The sequence below is a fragment of the Tessaracoccus massiliensis genome, from assembly GCF_000826065.2.
In the GTDB taxonomy this organism is placed as follows: Bacteria; Actinomycetota; Actinomycetes; order Propionibacteriales; family Propionibacteriaceae; genus Arachnia; species Arachnia massiliensis_A.
Window position 1 is genome coordinate 62,615 of record NZ_LN623542.1, and the last position, 15,863, is coordinate 78,477.

General features: G+C 68.8%; 14 protein-coding genes and 1 pseudogene. 1 reads left to right on the forward strand and 14 read right to left on the reverse strand.

Annotation, left to right across the window (positions count from 1 at the left end):
• Window positions 1-76: 76 nt before the first annotated feature.
• The 11 genes and pseudogenes from BN1186_RS07355 to BN1186_RS07405 all read right to left on the reverse strand — a co-directional run bounded on the left by BN1186_RS07355 (window position 77) and on the right by BN1186_RS07405 (window position 12,089).
• Window positions 77-2,866, reverse strand: coding sequence for a cation-translocating P-type ATPase (locus BN1186_RS07355; RefSeq protein WP_040283471.1), 2,790 nt, complete (start codon window positions 2,864-2,866; stop codon window positions 77-79).
• Window positions 2,867-2,941: 75 nt separating this feature from the next.
• Window positions 2,942-4,348 carry a phosphoenolpyruvate--protein phosphotransferase gene (locus BN1186_RS07360; protein WP_246043265.1) on the reverse strand — a complete coding sequence of 469 codons (1,407 nt, stop codon included), beginning with the start codon at window positions 4,346-4,348 and terminating at the stop codon, window positions 2,942-2,944.
• A 155-nt stretch (window positions 4,349-4,503) separates the two neighbouring features.
• Window positions 4,504-4,800 (reverse strand): annotated as a pseudogene (locus tag BN1186_RS16000) (phosphoenolpyruvate-utilizing N-terminal domain-containing protein); the annotation flags it as partial.
• Entirely contained in the window at window positions 4,797-5,072 is a 276-nt protein-coding gene (locus BN1186_RS07370; RefSeq protein ID WP_040283474.1) for an HPr family phosphocarrier protein, read from the reverse strand. The gene BN1186_RS07370 and the pseudogene BN1186_RS16000, both read right to left, overlap by 4 nt.
• 9 nt (window positions 5,073-5,081) lie before the next feature.
• Window positions 5,082-6,413: a sn-glycerol-1-phosphate dehydrogenase gene (locus BN1186_RS07375; protein ID WP_040283475.1), complete on the reverse strand. Its 1,332-nt coding sequence runs from the start codon at window positions 6,411-6,413 to the stop codon at window positions 5,082-5,084.
• Window positions 6,403-6,768 (reverse strand): PTS glucitol/sorbitol transporter subunit IIA, encoded by a 366-nt coding sequence (locus BN1186_RS07380; protein WP_040283476.1) that lies wholly within the window; start codon window positions 6,766-6,768, stop codon window positions 6,403-6,405. Before BN1186_RS07380 ends, BN1186_RS07375 begins: the two co-directional genes overlap by 11 nt.
• Window positions 6,769-6,788: 20 nt before the next feature.
• A complete protein-coding gene (gene srlE, locus BN1186_RS07385) occupies window positions 6,789-7,850 on the reverse strand; it encodes a PTS glucitol/sorbitol transporter subunit IIB (protein WP_040283477.1) in 1,062 nt (353 codons plus the stop codon).
• Entirely contained in the window at window positions 7,843-8,394 is a 552-nt protein-coding gene (srlA, locus tag BN1186_RS07390) for a PTS glucitol/sorbitol transporter subunit IIC (RefSeq protein WP_040283478.1), read from the reverse strand. Before srlA ends, srlE begins: the two co-directional genes overlap by 8 nt.
• Window positions 8,395-8,564: 170 nt before the next feature.
• A complete protein-coding gene (locus BN1186_RS07395; RefSeq protein WP_052459917.1) occupies window positions 8,565-9,077 on the reverse strand; it encodes a transcriptional regulator GutM in 513 nt (170 codons plus the stop codon).
• A 7-nt stretch (window positions 9,078-9,084) separates the two neighbouring features.
• Window positions 9,085-10,980: a BglG family transcription antiterminator gene (locus tag BN1186_RS07400; RefSeq protein ID WP_040283479.1), complete on the reverse strand. Its 1,896-nt coding sequence runs from the start codon at window positions 10,978-10,980 to the stop codon at window positions 9,085-9,087.
• Between the two features lie 38 nt (window positions 10,981-11,018).
• Window positions 11,019-12,089, reverse strand: coding sequence for an NAD(P)H-dependent glycerol-3-phosphate dehydrogenase (locus tag BN1186_RS07405; RefSeq protein ID WP_040283480.1), 1,071 nt, complete (start codon window positions 12,087-12,089; stop codon window positions 11,019-11,021).
• A 191-nt stretch (window positions 12,090-12,280) separates the two neighbouring features.
• Between BN1186_RS07405 and BN1186_RS07410 the strand changes: the two genes are divergently transcribed.
• Window positions 12,281-13,090 (forward strand): HAD-IIA family hydrolase, encoded by an 810-nt coding sequence (locus tag BN1186_RS07410; RefSeq protein ID WP_052459918.1) that lies wholly within the window; start codon window positions 12,281-12,283, stop codon window positions 13,088-13,090.
• Window positions 13,091-13,257: 167 nt separating this feature from the next.
• Here the strand turns inward: BN1186_RS07410 and BN1186_RS07415 are convergent, their stop codons facing one another.
• The 3 genes from BN1186_RS07415 to BN1186_RS07425 are packed head-to-tail and all read right to left on the reverse strand — an operon-like array spanning window position 13,258 to window position 15,823.
• Complete coding sequence (locus tag BN1186_RS07415) at window positions 13,258-14,079, reverse strand: ABC transporter permease (RefSeq protein ID WP_040283481.1); 822 nt, start codon at window positions 14,077-14,079, stop codon at window positions 13,258-13,260.
• Window positions 14,076-14,900, reverse strand: a complete 825-nt coding sequence (locus tag BN1186_RS07420; protein ID WP_074436969.1) for an ABC transporter permease — start codon at window positions 14,898-14,900, stop codon at window positions 14,076-14,078. Before BN1186_RS07420 ends, BN1186_RS07415 begins: the two co-directional genes overlap by 4 nt.
• Entirely contained in the window at window positions 14,897-15,823 is a 927-nt protein-coding gene (locus BN1186_RS07425) for an ABC transporter ATP-binding protein (RefSeq protein WP_040283482.1), read from the reverse strand. Before BN1186_RS07425 ends, BN1186_RS07420 begins: the two co-directional genes overlap by 4 nt.
• Window positions 15,824-15,863: the final 40 nt, after the last annotated feature.

The following is a 15,863-nucleotide window of genomic DNA, read 5'->3' on the forward strand; positions in this document are numbered from 1 at the left end:
GACAGCGGCAACCACCTGTGGCACAGGTGACAGACAAGCTTCAACGGTTTCGACACTGCTCGCTGCGCTCGCAGGCTCAACCAGCGGCGGCGCGACGGACGGCCTTGACGATCTCCTCGTAGACCAGGATGGCGACACCGGCGCCCACAGCGACAGCCCAGTGGATCCAGTCCAGCGACGTGGTGCCGAACGCGGCCTGCAGGAACGGCACCTCCACGACGGCGACTTGGGCGAGCGTGGCGCCGGCCAGTGAAATCCACAACCACTTGTTGGTGAACAGGTGGCTGAACGCGCTGGCCAGATCCGAGCGGGAGTTCAGTGCGTTGAACAGCTGCATCATCACCAGCGAGGTGAACACCGTGGTCCGGGCCACGGCGAGCTGCTCGTCGGCCCCCGCCAGGTGCTCGAGCCCGCCGACCAGGCCGCCCGGGAGCGTCAGGTCGTAGATCAGCAAGCTGATCACGCCCATCACCAGGCCGATACCGATGATGCGGGTCCACATGTGCCGGTCGATGATCTTGTCGTCGTAGGCGCGCGGCTTGCGGTCCATCACGTTGTCGATCTCGGGGTCGACGCCCATCGCGAGCGCCGGCCCGGAATCGGTGACCAGGTTGATCCAGAGGATCTGCGTGGCCAGCAGCGGGACGACTGTGGCGCCTGGGTTGCCGGGATCCGCCAGGCCGATGACCGAGCCCAGCACCACGCCGAGGAACACCGTGGCGACCTCGCCCATGTTGGAGCTGAGCAGGTAGCGGATGAACTTCTTGATGTTGTCGAAGATCACCCGGCCCTGGCGCACCGCGGCCACGATGGTGGAGTAGTTGTCGTCGCCGAGGATCATCTCCCCGGCCTCCTTGGTCACCTCAGTGCCGGTGATGCCCATCGCGATGCCGATGTCCGCCGACTTCAGGGCCGGGGCGTCGTTGACGCCGTCGCCGGTCATCGAGACGATCTGCCTGTCCGCCTGCAGGGCGTCAACGATGCGTAGCTTGTGCTCGGGCGAGACCCGGGCGTAGACGTTGGTGCGGCGGACCACCTCGGTGAGCTCGTCGTCGGACAGCCCTTCCAACTCCCGCCCGGTGACGGCTTCTGCGGAAGCTGAGCCGTCGGTGATGCCGAGATCCTGGGCGATGCGGGCGGCGGTGACGGGGTGGTCGCCGGTGATCATGACGGTCTTGATGCCCGCCCCGTGGGCCTGGGAGATGGCCTCGGCGGCCTCCTCGCGGGGCGGGTCGATGATGCCCACCGCGCCCACCCACACGAGGTCGCGTTCGGCGCTCTCGTCGAAGTCGTCGGGGTCTTCGTCGTCGGCGGGGCGCCAGGCGACGCCGAGCGTGCGGTAGCCCTGCTCGCTGAGCTCCACCACGATGCGGGAGAGTTCCTCGCGTCGTTCGTCGGTCAGCGGGCGCTGGCTTCGGCCCACCTGTTCCTCGACGCAGCGCTCCATCAGGACGTCGGGCGCGCCCTTGGAGAAGACGCGCTTCTGGTCTTCACGGTGACCGAGCACTGACATCATCTTGCGCTCGGAATCGAAGGGTACCTCCGCGTCGCGCTCGAACCAGCCGACGCGCTCGGCCACGCCGTCGAGCTTGTGCTGGGCCACCAGGAAGGCGGCCTCGGTGGGGTCGCCCTGGATGCTCCAGGTGCCGTCCTCGCCCTGATCCAGTTGCGCGTTGTTGGCCAGCACGCCCGAGGCGAGCAGCCGGCGGGCCTCGGCGGCGGCCTCGTCCCCGCCGTCGATCTCCACGTCGCCCTCGGGCGCGTAGCCGGTGCCGCCCAGCTTCACTCGACCGGAGGCGGTGACCACCTCGCGCAGCGTCATCTCGTTCCGGGTGAGGGTGCCGGTCTTGTCCGAGCAGATCACGGAGACCGAGCCGAGGGTCTCGACGGAGTGGAGGTCCTTCATCACCGCGTTGCGGCGGGCCAGCACCTGGACGCCGATGGCGAGCACGAGCGACAGGATGGCCGGCAGGCCCTCGGGGACGGCAGCCACGGCGAGCGAGACGCCCATCAACAGGATCTCGACGGCTTCGCTGAGGTTGGAGACGCCGTTGACCAGCGCGACCGCGGCCATCACCACCACCGCGATGATGATCACCAGCAGGCCCAGCATCTTGGAGATGCCGGTGATCTCCTGCTGCAGGGGCGACGGCTCGTCCTCGGTCTCGTCGAGCAGCGTGGCGATGCGGCCCATCTCGGTCTCCATGCCGGTGCCGGTCACGACGGCGCGGCCGACTCCGCGGGCCACGGCGGTGCCCTTGTAGACCATGTTGAGGCGGTCGCCGAGCGGCGCCTCCCCGTCGAGGGTCTCGGCGTTCTTCTCGACGGCCTCGGATTCGCCTGTGAGTGACGCCTCCTGCACGCGCAGCGACGACGAGGTGAACAGCCGGGCGTCTGCACCCACCGCGTCGCCCTCGGAGAGCACGAGGATGTCGCCGGGCACGATGTCGGTGGAGGCGACATCGGTGAGCTTGCCGTCGCGCAGCACCGTCGAATGGGTGGCCGTCATGTCCGACAGGGCCGCGACGGCGTCCTCGGCCTTGTTCTCCTGCACGAAGCCGAGCACGGCGTTGGCCACGACGATCAGGGCGATGACGATCGCGTCGATGGGCAGGCCGGTGGCGCCTTCGGCGAACCACGCGACGATCGAGATGGCGATCGCCGCGAGGAGGAGATAGACCAGCGGGTCGGTGAACTGCCTGAGGAACCGCTTCCAGGCCGGCTCCCTGGCTGCCCCGCGAAGTTCGTTGGGGCCGTATTTCTCCAGCCGTTGCCTGGCCTCACCGGCGCTCAGCCCCTGTTTGGGGTCGACTGACTGGTCAGTGGCCACGTCCTGCGCAGCTCTGGTGTACGCCGGTGCCGACATGCTCTCGCCTCCACGGATGATGTTGTGCCATCCACGCTACGCCCATCGGGCAAGTCCCGACGCTCAGGGAGCGTCTCAGCCGACGAGGCTGCGGATCTCCTCGTCCGCCAGGGCGAGCACCGCCTGCCGGGCCTCTGCGGGCGACGACGACGCCAGCACCTCGTCGAGCATCGCCCTGCACTGCGCCAGGTCGTGGCGGGCCAGCGACGTCTTGACCGCACCCACGCGGCCCACGGCCATCGACAGCGACGAGATCCCGGCCCCGGCGGCGATCAGGGCGAGCAGCGGGTCGCCGCCCACCTCGCCGCAGATGCCGACGGGCTTGTCGCCCGCGCCGCGCACCGTCATCACGATCAGCTCCCACAGCGCCGGCTGCCATCCGTTGAGCAGGCCGGCGAGGCGGCCATCCATCCGGTCGGCGGCGAACAGGTACTGCGACAGGTCGTTGGTGCCGATGGAGGCGAAGTCGCACGCCGCCAGCACGTCGGCCGAGCGCACCGCGGCGGCGGGCACCTCCACCATCGTGCCGGCCTTGGGCAGCCCCACCTCGCGGCAGCGGGCGGTGAACCACGCGGCCTCCTCCGCCGTCGCCACCATGGGCGCCATCACCCACACGTCCGCCCCGGTCGCCTCGCGGGCGCGGGCCAGTGCGGTGAGCTGGTCGTCGAGCAGATCCTCCCGGGCGCGCTGCAACCGCAGGCCGCGCACGCCGAGGGCGGGGTTCTCCTCCTCACCCAGGTCGGCGAAGGCGAGCGGCTTATCGGCGCCCGCGTCGAGTGTGCGCACCACCACCTTGCGCCGGCCGAACGCCTCGAACACGCGCGTGTAGGTGGCGGTCTGCTCCTCCACCGACGGCGCCTCGGCGCGGTCCAGGAACAGGAACTCAGAGCGGAACAGGCCTGAGCCCTCCACGTCGGCCAGCGCGGCGCGCAGTGCGTCGTCGACGGTGCCGATGTTGGCCAGGATCTGCACCGCGTGCCCGTCGCGGGTCGAGCCTGGGCCCTGCGCCATGGCCTGCAGGGCGAGCCTGCGCTCGTTGCGCTCCAACAGTGCGGCGGCCACGTCGTCGGCCGGATCGAGCACGACCTCGCCCGTGGCGCCGTCGAGCCCGACGGTGGCGGCCTGGGCCACCATCACGCCCGGCGCCTGCACCACCGCGGGGATGCCGAGTTGCGCGGCGAGGATGGCGGTGTGCGACGTCACTCCCCCGCCCTCGGTGACGATGCCGAGCACCTTCTCCGGGTCGAGCGTGGCGGTGTCCGCCGGAGCCAGGTCGAAGGCGACCAGCACCGACGGCGTGGTCAGCGCCGGCACACCGGGCGCGGGTAGGCCCATGAGGCGGGCGCCTGCGCGCTGGAACACGTCGCGCAGGTCGTCCTGCCGCTCGGCCATGTACCCGCCGAGGCCGGCGAGCATCTCGCAGTACTGCTCGACGGCGTGGTACAGCGCGTCGACCGGGCCGTGGCCCTCCGCGATCTGCATGGACGCGGCGGAGAGGAGGCCGGGGTCGCGGGCCATGGTGGTAGGCCCATGAGGCGGGCGCCTGCGCGCTGGAACACGTCGCGCAGGTCGTCCTGCCGCTCGGCCATGTACCCGCCGAGGCCGGCGAGCATCTCGCAGTACTGCTCGACGGCGTGGTACAGCGCGTCGACCGGGCCGTGGCCCTCCGCGATCTGCATGGACGCGGCGGAGAGGAGGCCGGGGTCGCGGGCCATGGTGGCGGTGGCCTCCAGCACGGGCCTGGCGGCCTCGGGCGCGGTGGCGACGCGGGCGTCCATGTCCTGCGCCACCGCCTCGAGGGCCTTCGAGACGGAGGCCTCGGCCAGCGCCGGGTCGTCGACCCGTTCGCCCGGCGGGCTGATCTTCACCGTCGAGACGACGACGGCGGGCCCCACCGCGGCCCCGGGGCTCACCCCGATGCCCTGGATGCTCATGCGTCGGTGGCGTCGTGGTCGATCTTGAGGAACTCGACGAGCGCGTCGAGGGCCTCGTCGGCTCCGTCGCCCTCGGCGGCGAGGGTGACGACCTCGCCGTGCTTGACCCCGAGCGTCATGATGCCGAGCAGGCTGCGGGCGTCAACCGGCGGGCGACCCTCCTTCTGGAGCGTCACGGGCACGCCGAGCTTGTTCACCTCCTGCACGAACAGGTTGGCGGGGCGGGCGTGCAGGCCCACGGAGGATCCGATGGCAACTTCGCGGCTGGGCATTGTGTTCACTCACTTCCAGATCGTGTCGAAGACATCCGCGACCAGTTCGTCGAAGATGCCGAGCTCCCACGCCACGTCGAGGGCGGTGTAGCGGGAGCGGTAGTACATGGCCTTGGGGAACATCGCCCGCACGTCGTCGCGGGTGATCCCGATGTCCTCGGGCCGGGAGGGGGCACCGGCGCGGCGCAACATGTCGCTGAGCTCGGCGGTGGTGACCAGTTGGGTGCGCAGCCTGTCGACGGCGGCGGGCCACTGGTCGATTAGCGGCTGCAGGCGGGCGACCAGGTCGTCGCCGGCGGCGTACTTTTCGCGGGTCTCACGGACGGCGTGATCGGCGAGCGCGCCGTCGAACCGGCTGCGGATGTCGGCCTCGATCTCGTCCCACGGGGCGCGGGCCGCCGCGATGGCTGGGAGGTCGAGGTCTGCGAGGTCGCGTGCCAGGAGCGCCTCGTAGAAGGCGCACATGGCCAGCGACCCGATGGCCACCTTGAACCCGTGCGACAGCGGCGGGTTGCGGTCGGCGCCCAACTGGGCGATCTCCCACAGGTGGCTGAAGTAGTGCTCGGCGCCCGACGCAGGCCGGGTGCCGCCGTAGGCCTGCATCGCCAGGCCGGAGAGGCACAGCCCCTCGACGAGGCCGTCGAAGGCGTCGGCGTTGCCGGCGGCCAGGTCGTCTGGCCGCGACAGCGCGGTGCCGACGCCGGACTGGACCATGGCCCACACCTCCGGGTCGATGGGCTCGATGCCGGTGTAATCAGCCAGGATCCAATCGGCTCCGCCGGGGATCTTGGCCACGAGGTCGCCGTAACCGGAGGCCGTCATGATGGACGGCGCGGCGGCCACCACGTCGAGGTCCATGATCACGACGACGGGGGCCTTGCAGTTCTTGGTGACCTTCACCCCGTTCTCCGTCATGGGTGCGCCGGCGCCTGTGTAGCCGTCCATGGAGGCGGCGGTGCCGACGACGGCGTAGTCGCGGCCCTGCTCGAAGGCGGCGAGCTTGACCAGGTCGTTGATCGTGCCGGAGCCGAGCGCGATGGGGGTGCTGGTGTCCGACATCACCCGCTGGATCTCGAGGCAGTTGTCGTAGGAGGCGTAGAGGGCGGGCCGGCCGGGGAAGATCAGCGGCTCGGCCACTTCGCAGCCGGCCTCGCGCAGCGACACCGTCAGCGCCTCCCCCGCCACGGCCCACGTGTTCTCGTCGGCGACGACGAGGTGCGGGCCGGTGCCGAGGTGGGCGGCGATCAGCCGCCCACTCTCGGCGAGGACTCCGCGCCCCACCGCCGCGGCCACCGTGTCGGTGGCGCGGCCCAGGGCCTCACGCAGAGTCTCACTGGTCACTGCCGAACACCACCTCGGCGCCGAGCGTCAGGGCCGGGGTCTCGTCGAGACCACCCAGGTGGATGGCCCCCGGCATCCGCGGCTCGGCCTCGCCGTCGAAGACGAGGGTCACGTGGCCGAGGTCGCGCAGGTTCTTCTCCGCAACCTCGCCCAGCGCGGTGAGCGTCCAGCGCTGGTTCCCGATCCGCACGGGCATCCCGACGGTGAGGCTGCCGGTGAGCTCGGCGTCGTCGATCAGGAAGCAGTACGAACGCAGCGCCTCCGGGGCCTCACCAGAGAAGGTGATGGCCATCTTCTCCTCGAGGAAGGCGGGCGCGTCCGGGCCGACCTCGATGACGGTGGTGGTGTATCCCATGATTCAGATTCCTTTCAGGACTACGAGGTGGTGGAGTACAGGCCGATGCTCGCCAACCACGCTATGGCAACGCGCGGCACGCCGTTGAGGAACCGTGAGTACAGCACTGCGGGCACGCCCACCTGGATGGTCTCCGGCTTGGCCTCGCCGAGGCCCATGCCCACCGGGATGAAGTCACACGCGTTCTGCGTGTTGATGGCGAACAGCGCGGGCAGCGCCAGGTGCGGCGGGATGTTGCCCTTGCCGATCTCCACGCCGATGAGCGTGCCGATGATCTGTGCGATGACGGCGCCGGGGCCGAGCAGCGGGGACAGGAACGGCAGCGAGCAGATGAAGCCCAGGATCATCAGGCCCCAGCCGGTGCCCGCGAGCGGGGTGAGCAGGTTGGAGAACCACTCGCCCAGGCCGGAGGCCTGGATGATGCCGATGAGCATCGCGACGAACGCCATGAACGGCAGGATCGTGTTGATCATCATCTGCACGGCGTTGCGGCCGGCCTGGTAGAACACCGAGATGACCCGGCCGGCGCCGAGACCGATGGTCTCGAGCAGGTTCTTCTTACGCTTCTGCGCCATCTGCTCGGTGAGCTTCATGGGTCGGCCATCCTCGCGGGTGGGGATGGTCGCGCCGGAGGCGGCGGCTTCGGTGTCGCCCACGCCCGTGGTGGCCTCCGCTTCTGTGGCGGCGACGGCGGCGAGCGCGGCGTCGTCGGCCGGCTGCACCTGGGCGGGACCCACGGCCGAGACGTAGATGCCCTCGTGGATGAACTGCGCCAGCGGGCCGGACTTGCCGGTGGGCACCACGTTGACGGTGGGGATGTTCTTCTTCGGGTAGAGGCCGCAGCGCAGCGAGCCGCCACAGTCGATGACGGCGACGAAGTGCTCGTCGTCCGGCACCGAGGTGTTGAAGCCGTTGACCGGTTCGGCACCCGTGAGCTCGGCGATCCTGTCGACCACCTCGGGGCGCTGACCGCCGCCGATGATGTAGACGATCTTGTTGCGCTTCGCGTCAGGCGTGAGGGTCAGCGGGCCGCCGTAGCCGCTGGGCCCGCGGGTGATGGTGATGGAGCGGTACTCAGACATTGGAGTGGACCTCCTTGGCCAGGACGACGCCCTGCTGCTTCGAGACGAAATTCGTGGTGATGTCGGTCACCCAGCCGCCCACGAAGTTGAGCACGGCGCCGAGCAGGAGGTAACGGATCGCGAGGTCACCGGTGGGCAGGCCGAGGGCGATGATGCCCTGGGCGATGCCCATCCAGACGAACAGCTCGCCGGGGTTGTTGTGGGGGAACAGGCCGTTGTTGGTGTGCACCATCTGTGCCACCGAGGCGTAGTAGCCCGGCTTGTACCGCTCGGGGAGGAACCGGCCCAGCGTGAAACACGCGGGGTTCGTCAGGAAGAACGCGCCGATGAACGGCAGCAGCAGGTAGCGGCTGATGACGTTCTTGCCGGCCTTCTGCGCGAACCTGTCGATGCGCTCCTCACCGATGAGGGCGATCATTGCGTTCATCGCAACAAGCAACATGAGCACCAGCGGGACGATGCCGGACATCCAGGACAGAAACACTTCTGCGCCTGTGCTGAAGAGTCCGACGAACCACTCCGCGGCTCGTACGAGGTAATCCACTTCAGCTCCTTTCTAGGGTGGGTGATGGTGGGGCTTGTGCCCCAGTTGGTCGACGTTGGTTGAGCCGGTCGCCCCTGAGACCGCGTCGCAACCGCCGAGCGGACAAGCAGGATGCTTGTACGCTCACCAGGGCTCGACACTGCTCGCAGAGCTCGCAGGCTCAACCAGCGTCAGACGGGCTGCTTCGCCCGTCGGGTGACGACGATCTTTTCCACAGGTGCAGCCAGACCGGGCAGCACCTTCTTCTTCGGCTTGATGCCGGGAAGCTTGTCGAGCGCGCGTCCGACGGCGGACGGCGGCTCTGCGGGGACCCCGCCCTCGGCGACCACGCGGTAGTTGTCGCGGGCGTTGGCCACAGCCCTGACCACGGACCTGCCATGGCGGGCGGCCTCGCTGGGCTCCACCATCGACATGAACCGGCCGTTGTAGAGGCTGAACTCCTTGAACGTGGCCAGCACCGTGATCCCGTTGAGGCGGTGCCCCTCGACGACGCGGTCGTCGTCGTCGAGGACGAACATCACGATCGAGCCGGCAGCGATGCCGCCGCTGAACTTGCCCATCGCGACCCTGCCCTTCTTACGCAGGTTGACGAACAGCTCAGTGAAGGCCTTGGTCTGTTTGAACGACAGGAACGACTGGGCGACCCAGGCGAAGCCGATCGCGATGATGAAGATCCAGAACATGTCCCGGTCACCTCTCTGTGGTGGGGTTCTTCTCGAGGAAGTAGTAGAAGCCTTCGAACGTGGTCAGCTGACACAGCTGGCTGATGAGGTCGCGGCGGGCGCCCAGCCTGAGCACCTCGTCGTAGACCTGGACGAGCACGTCCTCGCTGTGGCTGGAATCGGCGGGCACGCCGAGCAGGACGATCAGCCGCACCCCGTCGTCGTCCGCCTCGCGGGGGATGACGCCGACGGCGAGCATGATGTGCTCCTGCCCCTCGAGGGTGGCGTGGGGGAAGCCCACCCAGGGGTCGAGCTGCGTCTGGGCGCGCGCCTCACGCTCGCGGATCCGATCTCCGAAACCCTTCTCCACCAGGCCGCGGGCCTCGAGGTGGCCGGCCATGAACTCGACGGCCTCCTCGTACCCGGTGCCGGCGGGAAGGGCGAAGAAGTGCTGCTCGTCCAGGGCGCCTGCGAGCACGGAGCCGCCATCGGCGTCGACGTTCATGGGGATGCGCAGCTTCAACCGTTCCAGTTGGCGGGCCAGCGCCTTGCGGTCCAGCACGCGGGTGACGTGCAGGACGGGGGCGGTGGTCTCGAGGTCGGCGTCGCCGGCGACCACCACGAGATCGGCGCCGCGGAGCGCCTCGGGGGTGGCGTCGGCCAGAGCCAGGAGCTCGAACTGCGTGGAGTTCGGCAGCACCTTGGCGAGTTGGAGACGGACGAGTTCCGCGCTGGTGCGGCCCATGGCGCCGATGATCACCACCCGCAGATATGCGGCGGTGCGCTCGCGGGCTTCGAGGAACACCTGGAAGTAGGTGGCGAGGAAACCCAACTCCGCATCCTCGACGGGCAGGCCCATGCGCTGCTCGATCACGCGGGAGGCGACGGTGGCCATCCGGTAGGCGACGGGGAACTCGGCGCGCACGTCGGCCACGTCGGTGTCGTCCACCCAGATCCGGTAGCGCATCCGGTTGAGCATGTAGGCCAGGTGGCGCGAGAACTCGGCGAGGAAGGCGGTGCCAGTGAGGTTGATGTCCATCTCGGCGCGCACCGTGGTGAGCACGTCGTTGACCAACTCCTGGGCATCGGCCGCGGCCGCGCCGCTGAGCCGGGCGGCGACCTCGGCGTCTCCTGGGGCCCGCATCCCCGCGATGGGGAGGGTGAGGAAGATGCGCTCGGCCTCGTCCAGTTCGAGGTTGAAGGCCGCGGCCAGCCGGTTGGCGACATCGGTGGCCAACTCGTGCGCCGGCGCCGAGGTGAGCCCGGAGTAACGGGCGGGGAGGTACTCGATGGACCGGGCCTGGCGCGTGCGGTCCACACTCACCGTCGCCCATCGGGCCAGCTCCAGGGCGTAGACCTTCCCCAGGCCCACCTCCTCGCCCCGCTGCCGCACGATCTGTTCGACGCGCTGCTGCACCTCGTCGGCCGGGTAGGCCAGAGGGAAGTGACGGCGCAGCACGTGCAGGCGTTGCTGCAACTCAGGGCCCTCTATGGCGAGGCCCACGTTGGGCCGGCCCGCGACGGCGAGGTCGTCGTCAGCGAGGAGTTCCCGGACCCGTGCGAGGTCGGTCACCACGGTGGTGCGGCCCACCGCCATGGCCGCGGCCAGCTCTTCCGTGCGAACGGAGGTGAGGGCACGGAAGAGTCTGGCCACGATGTAGGACGCCCGGACATCAGGGTTGTTGAACGAGATGTCGTCGTCGACGGAGGTGCGCACGGCGCGGTAACGGTGCGGATCGGCGATCATCAGGCGGTAGCGGCCGTCGGCCAGGGAGATCGACGCGGAGGTGCCGAGAAGGTCCTGGAGTGCGGCGACCTCGCTGGCGACGGTGCGTCGGCTGATGTCCAGCTCGGCGGCGAGGTCGTCGGCAGGCACATGGCGCGCTGCCTCCAACAGCGCCAGGATGCGTGCCTGCCTGTTCATGACCTGACTCCTTTGTCGGTATCGGTGGGTGGTGGGTGTCAGCTGCCGGAGCCGTCGGCGCCGAAGAAGGTGTCCCAAGGGACGTTGACCTGCTGGTCGAGGCCGACCACCTCGTAGAGGTGGCGCAGCAGTGGGAACTTCTCGGGCGCGACGACGCCGCGGTCGGTGAGCTTGACCATGGCTTCGCCGATCACCTTGATGGCGGCCGCGCCTTCGAGGGTGACGCCGGGCATCTGGCCGCGGGCCTCGCTGAAGGTCATGCCGCTGCCCACGAGGCGTCCGCACTTGACGTTGCGGCCGCCCATGGAGGTGACGAAGCAGTCGCCAATGCCGGGGAGGCCCAGCGGGGTGGTGGGCTTGCCGCCGAGCAGGTCCATGAACTGGATCATCTCGATGGAGGCCTGGCCGAAGAGGGCGGCGCCGTAGTTGAAGTTGACGTAGCGGTCGCCGGCGGCCTCGCCCATGGCGTCGAGGATGCCGCTCATGAAACCGGCGCCGAAGGCGTAGCAGTTCTTGGTGGCGGCGCACACCTCGACGCCCACGAAATCGGTGTTGGTCCACACGTGGTAGTGCTCGGTGGCGAAAAGTTCGCGCCACATCTCGAGCACCTCGGCGTTGTCGCCGGTGAACACGACGGAGGTGTGGCGGCGCACTGCCACCTCGCCGGCTATCGACGGGCCGGCGATGGCGGAGAAGGTGAGCTGGTTGCGGAGATCCTCGGGGATCTCGTTGGCCAGCACGCGCGGAAGGATGGTGAGGTTGCCCTCCTCATCGGCCTGCATGCCCTTGGCCAGCGCGATGACGTGCATCCCGGGGCGGAGCAACTCGGCCAGCTGCTGGCCTGCCCACTGCACACCGAACGAGTTGACGCCGCTCATCACGAGGTCCACGCCGTCGAACGCGTCGGCAGCCTCCTCGAGCTGGTAGGCGGTGGTGCCCTCCGGCAGCTTCAGGCCGAGGTTGGGGTGGATGCCGGTGGCCTTGATGGAGTCGATGATGTCGCGGTCCAGGTGGGTGCCCACCAGTCGCATCGCGTGCCCGTTGTCGGCCAGCGGGGTGGCCAGCGCGCTGGCCATGATGCCGGCCCCGAGAACTGCGATCGTCGCCATGAAGTGCTCCTTTGCGTGTCGCGCTGCTGTGCGCGGAATGTCGATAGTGCGACGCTACGACTAAATGGGCCGCAAATCGAGCCCCATTGATGCGGGCTTCTGCGAGCGCCGTGCAAAGCTCCGGCCTAATCCGGCCCGCTGACACCCCGGCTGCTGGCATGGTGGGGTTCACCTGTTTCCGGAAGGCCGCAATGATGCTCGACTCCCCCTCCCAGTGGTACGACGCCTACGTCTTCGACCTCGACGGCACCATCTACCTGGGCGACGACCTGCTGCCCGGCGCCGCTCGCCTCATCGAGGGGCTGCGCGCCAACGACCGCACGGTGAAGTTCCTGTCGAACAACCCCACGAAGGACCCGCGGCAGTACCAGGAGAAGCTGGAGCGCCTCGGCCTGCCCACACCCATCGAGGACATCGCCAACACCGTGGTGACCACCACCCGTTGGCTGCTGGACCACCACCCCGATGCGGCGCTCTTCGTGATCGGTGAGGAGCCGCTGCAGCGGGCGCTGCGCGAGGCGGGCTTCCGGCTCACGGACGATCCGGCGCAGGTGGACATCGTGGTGGCCTCCTACGACCGCACCTTCGATTACCGCAAGCTGCAGATCGCCTTCGACGCGATCTGGTTCCACAAGCGGGCCTTCCTGATCCAGACCAATCCGGATCGGTTCTGCCCGTTCCCCGGAGGCAGAGGCGAGCCGGATTGCGCGGCGATCACCGCCGCCATCGAGGCCTGCACCGGCGCGAAGTGTCAGGTGTCGCTGGGCAAGCCGTCGGCACTGATGCTGGAGGCGGCGCTGGGTGCCACAGGGGTGGATCCGAGCCGGGCGCTGATGGTGGGCGACCGGCTGATGACCGACATCCAGATGGCCATCGACACGGGCATGGCCTCAGCGCTCGTACTGACGGGCGAGTCCACCGTCGAGGACGTGCTCGCCCAGCCGGAGGACAACCGCCCCACCTACATCGTCGAGCGCATCGACCAACTCCTGCCCACCTGAGGAATCTGGCTCAGCCTCCCAGAAGTCGATGAAGTACGTCGCGGGCCGTCCTCGACGCCTCGACGGCGTTGTCGTGCTGCTTCGCCGGCGAGTTCGACGAACGTGCTGCGGGGCCGGTCAGGGAGCAGGGCGCCGCGGTCAACGCGCTGGTGGAGTGAGGGCTCAGCTCAGCGGAGGAAGAGGGCCTTCAGCCGCCTGGTGGCCAGCGTGACGCCGATCAGGATCATGCCCGCGAAGTAGGCCAGGTGCACCCAGATCGTCGGCTGGATCAGGCCGGTGGTGAGCTGCCGGATCATGTCGACGGCGTGCCACAGCGGCATCGCCATCACGATCCACTGCACCCACTGCGGGTACACCTCGATGGGGAAGAACGTGGCCGAGAGCAGGAACATGGGCAGCATCACGAAGTAGACCATGTCCGCGTGCTGCCACACCTTCATGAAACTGGTGGCGGCCAGCCCGATGGACGCGAACCCGAAGGCCACGATCAGCGCGGCGGGGATCGCGAGGATGGCAGTCCAGGAGAGGTTGAGCCCCAACAAACTGGTCACCACGAGGAAGCCCGACGCGTAGAGCAGGCCGCGGAACAGCGCCAGCAGGATCTCGCCCAGCGCCACGTCCATGGGGCCGAGCGACGTGGAGAGCATCTGGTCGTAGAGCTTGGCGTGCTTCATCTTGAAGAACACGTTGTAGGTGGTGTCGTACATCGCGCCGTTCATGGCCGATACGGCCATCAGGGCTGGGGCGATGTAGGCGGCATAGGGCACGTCATGGCCGTAGAACTCGACGGTGCCGATGAGCGCACCGAGCCCGAGGCCCATGGAGAGCAGGTAGAAGACCGGTTCGAAGAAGCCGGTGAGCACGATGACCCAGTTGTTGCGGGCGATGACGCGCAGCCCGCGGGCCACGACCGAGCGGACGTTGCCGGCGTAGAGCCCCCGCAGGAAGCGGGGCACGCGCGGGGCGGGGGCCTGGATGGGGGCGGTCATGAGTCCAGCCTCCGGCGGAACGTGCGGATCGACAGCGCGGCGCCCACGACGGCCACCAGCAGGAGGAAACCGACGTGCACCGCGGCCATGCCAAGGCTCATCGGCGCCCCGTAGAGGGCGGCGCGGCCGAGTTCGGCGGCGTGCCACAGCGGGGAGATCCACCCGATCGGCTGAAGGTAGATGGGCAGCGTCTCCAGCGGGAAGTAGGTGCCGGAGAAGAGAGTGAGCGGCACGATGACGAACCGCTCCACGAAGCTCAACTGCCCGCGGTCGTCCTTCTGCCTCGCCACCCAGCTCATCACGGCGAAGCCGACCGCCACCGACAGCAGCACCCCGATGGGGATCATGAGCAGCACGCCCAGTGGGCGCCCGATGCCGAAGATCAGCAGCGCGATGAGGTAGAAGCCCAGCATCAGCATCACGCGCACGAGCACCGAGGCCTGGTAGCCGACGGCCATCTGCCCTGGGGTGACCGGGGTGAGGCGCATGGCGGTGAAGGTGTTGGACCACTTGAAGCCGCCGAACACGCCGAAGGTGTTCTCCTGGGCGGCCACCTGCATGACCGTGGCCATCACCAGCGCGGGTGCCACGAAGGTGAGGTACGGCACCCCTTCGATGCCCTCGCCCTGATCCACCAGCACGCCCAGCCCGAAGCCGAGCCCGAGCAGGTAGAGGAACGGGGATCCGATGCCGGTGATCAGCAGCGTCGGATAGTAGTAGCGCAGCAGCATGGCTCGATGCTCGACGAGAGACAACCAACCCCATCTGCTGCTGACGCGGTGGTCCGCACTCAGCGTCCTGTCGATGACACCGCTGCTCATTCGATGAGGCTCCTACCCGTCAGGCGGAGGAAGACGTCCTCCAGCGACGAGCGCCGCACCAGCGACGTGAGCGGCTCCAGCCCGCGCTCGGTGACCTGCTGCAGCGCATGTTCGCCGTTGTCGGCGTAGATCAGCACCCGGTCCGGCAGGAGTTCCTGGCGCTCCCCCACGCCGTCGAGCTTTCCGGCGGCGGCCTCGTTGCGGGCTGAGCCGAAGCGCACCTCGAGCACCTCGCGCGTGGAGTAGTCGCGGATCAGCCCCTGTGGGGAGCCTTCGGCGACGATCCTTCCCTTGTCGATGACCACGAGCCGGTCGCAGAGTTGCTCGGCCTCGTCCATGAAGTGGGTGGTCACCACCAGGGTGACGCCCTCCTCCTTCAGCCGGAACAGGCGGTCCCACAGCACGTGGCGGGCCTGGGGATCCAGGCCGGTGGTGGGTTCGTCGAGCAGCATCACCTGGGGGTTGTTGACCAGCCCCCGCGCGATGGTGAGGCGGCGCTTCATGCCGCCGGAGAGGTCGCTGACGCGGGCCGTGCGCTTGTCGCGCAGCTGCGCGAAGTCGAGGAGTTCCTCCGCGCGGGACTTGACGTAGGAGCGGGGCAGGCCGAAGTAGCGGCCGTAGACGACGAGGTTGTCGATGACCCTGAGCTCCTCGTCGAGCAGATCACCCTGCGGCACGATCCCCAGCTTGGAGCGGATCTCGGGCCCGTGCTCGTTGGCGTCGAGGCCGAGCACGGAGAGGCTGCCGCTGGTGCGGGTGGACGTGGCCGCGATCATCCGCATGGTGGTGGACTTGCCCGCGCCGTTAGGGCCGAGGAAGCCGAAGGACTCGCCGGGCGCGATGTCGAAGTCGATGCCATCGACGGCGGTGAAGCTGCCGTAGCGCTTCACCAGCCCGCGGGCGGAGATCACAGGAGTAGGCACGTGTGCAGCCTAGAGCCCACCGGCGACCATAAAAACCCCC

Excerpts from the sequence above, each read along its gene's own strand:
- BN1186_RS07355 (WP_040283471.1), bottom strand. The coding sequence starts at position 2,866 with ATGTCGGCACCGGCGTACACCAGAGCTGCGCAGGACGTGGCCACTGAC.
- BN1186_RS07360 (WP_246043265.1), bottom strand. The coding sequence starts at position 4,348 with ATGCAGATCGCGGAGGGCCACGGCCCGGTCGACGCGCTGTACCACGCC.
- BN1186_RS07370 (WP_040283474.1), bottom strand. The coding sequence starts at position 5,072 with ATGCCCAGCCGCGAAGTTGCCATCGGATCCTCCGTGGGCCTGCACGCC.
- BN1186_RS07380 (WP_040283476.1), bottom strand. The coding sequence starts at position 6,768 with ATGGGATACACCACCACCGTCATCGAGGTCGGCCCGGACGCGCCCGCC.
- srlE (WP_040283477.1), bottom strand. The coding sequence starts at position 7,850 with ATGTCTGAGTACCGCTCCATCACCATCACCCGCGGGCCCAGCGGCTAC.
- BN1186_RS07395 (WP_052459917.1), bottom strand. The coding sequence starts at position 9,077 with ATGTTCTGGATCTTCATCATCGCGATCGGCTTCGCCTGGGTCGCCCAG.
- BN1186_RS07400 (WP_040283479.1), bottom strand. The coding sequence starts at position 10,980 with ATGAACAGGCAGGCACGCATCCTGGCGCTGTTGGAGGCAGCGCGCCAT.
- BN1186_RS07405 (WP_040283480.1), bottom strand. The coding sequence starts at position 12,089 with ATGGCGACGATCGCAGTTCTCGGGGCCGGCATCATGGCCAGCGCGCTG.
- BN1186_RS07410 (WP_052459918.1), top strand. The coding sequence starts at position 12,281 with ATGATGCTCGACTCCCCCTCCCAGTGGTACGACGCCTACGTCTTCGAC.
- BN1186_RS07415 (WP_040283481.1), bottom strand. The coding sequence starts at position 14,079 with ATGACCGCCCCCATCCAGGCCCCCGCCCCGCGCGTGCCCCGCTTCCTG.
- BN1186_RS07420 (WP_074436969.1), bottom strand. The coding sequence starts at position 14,900 with ATGAGCAGCGGTGTCATCGACAGGACGCTGAGTGCGGACCACCGCGTC.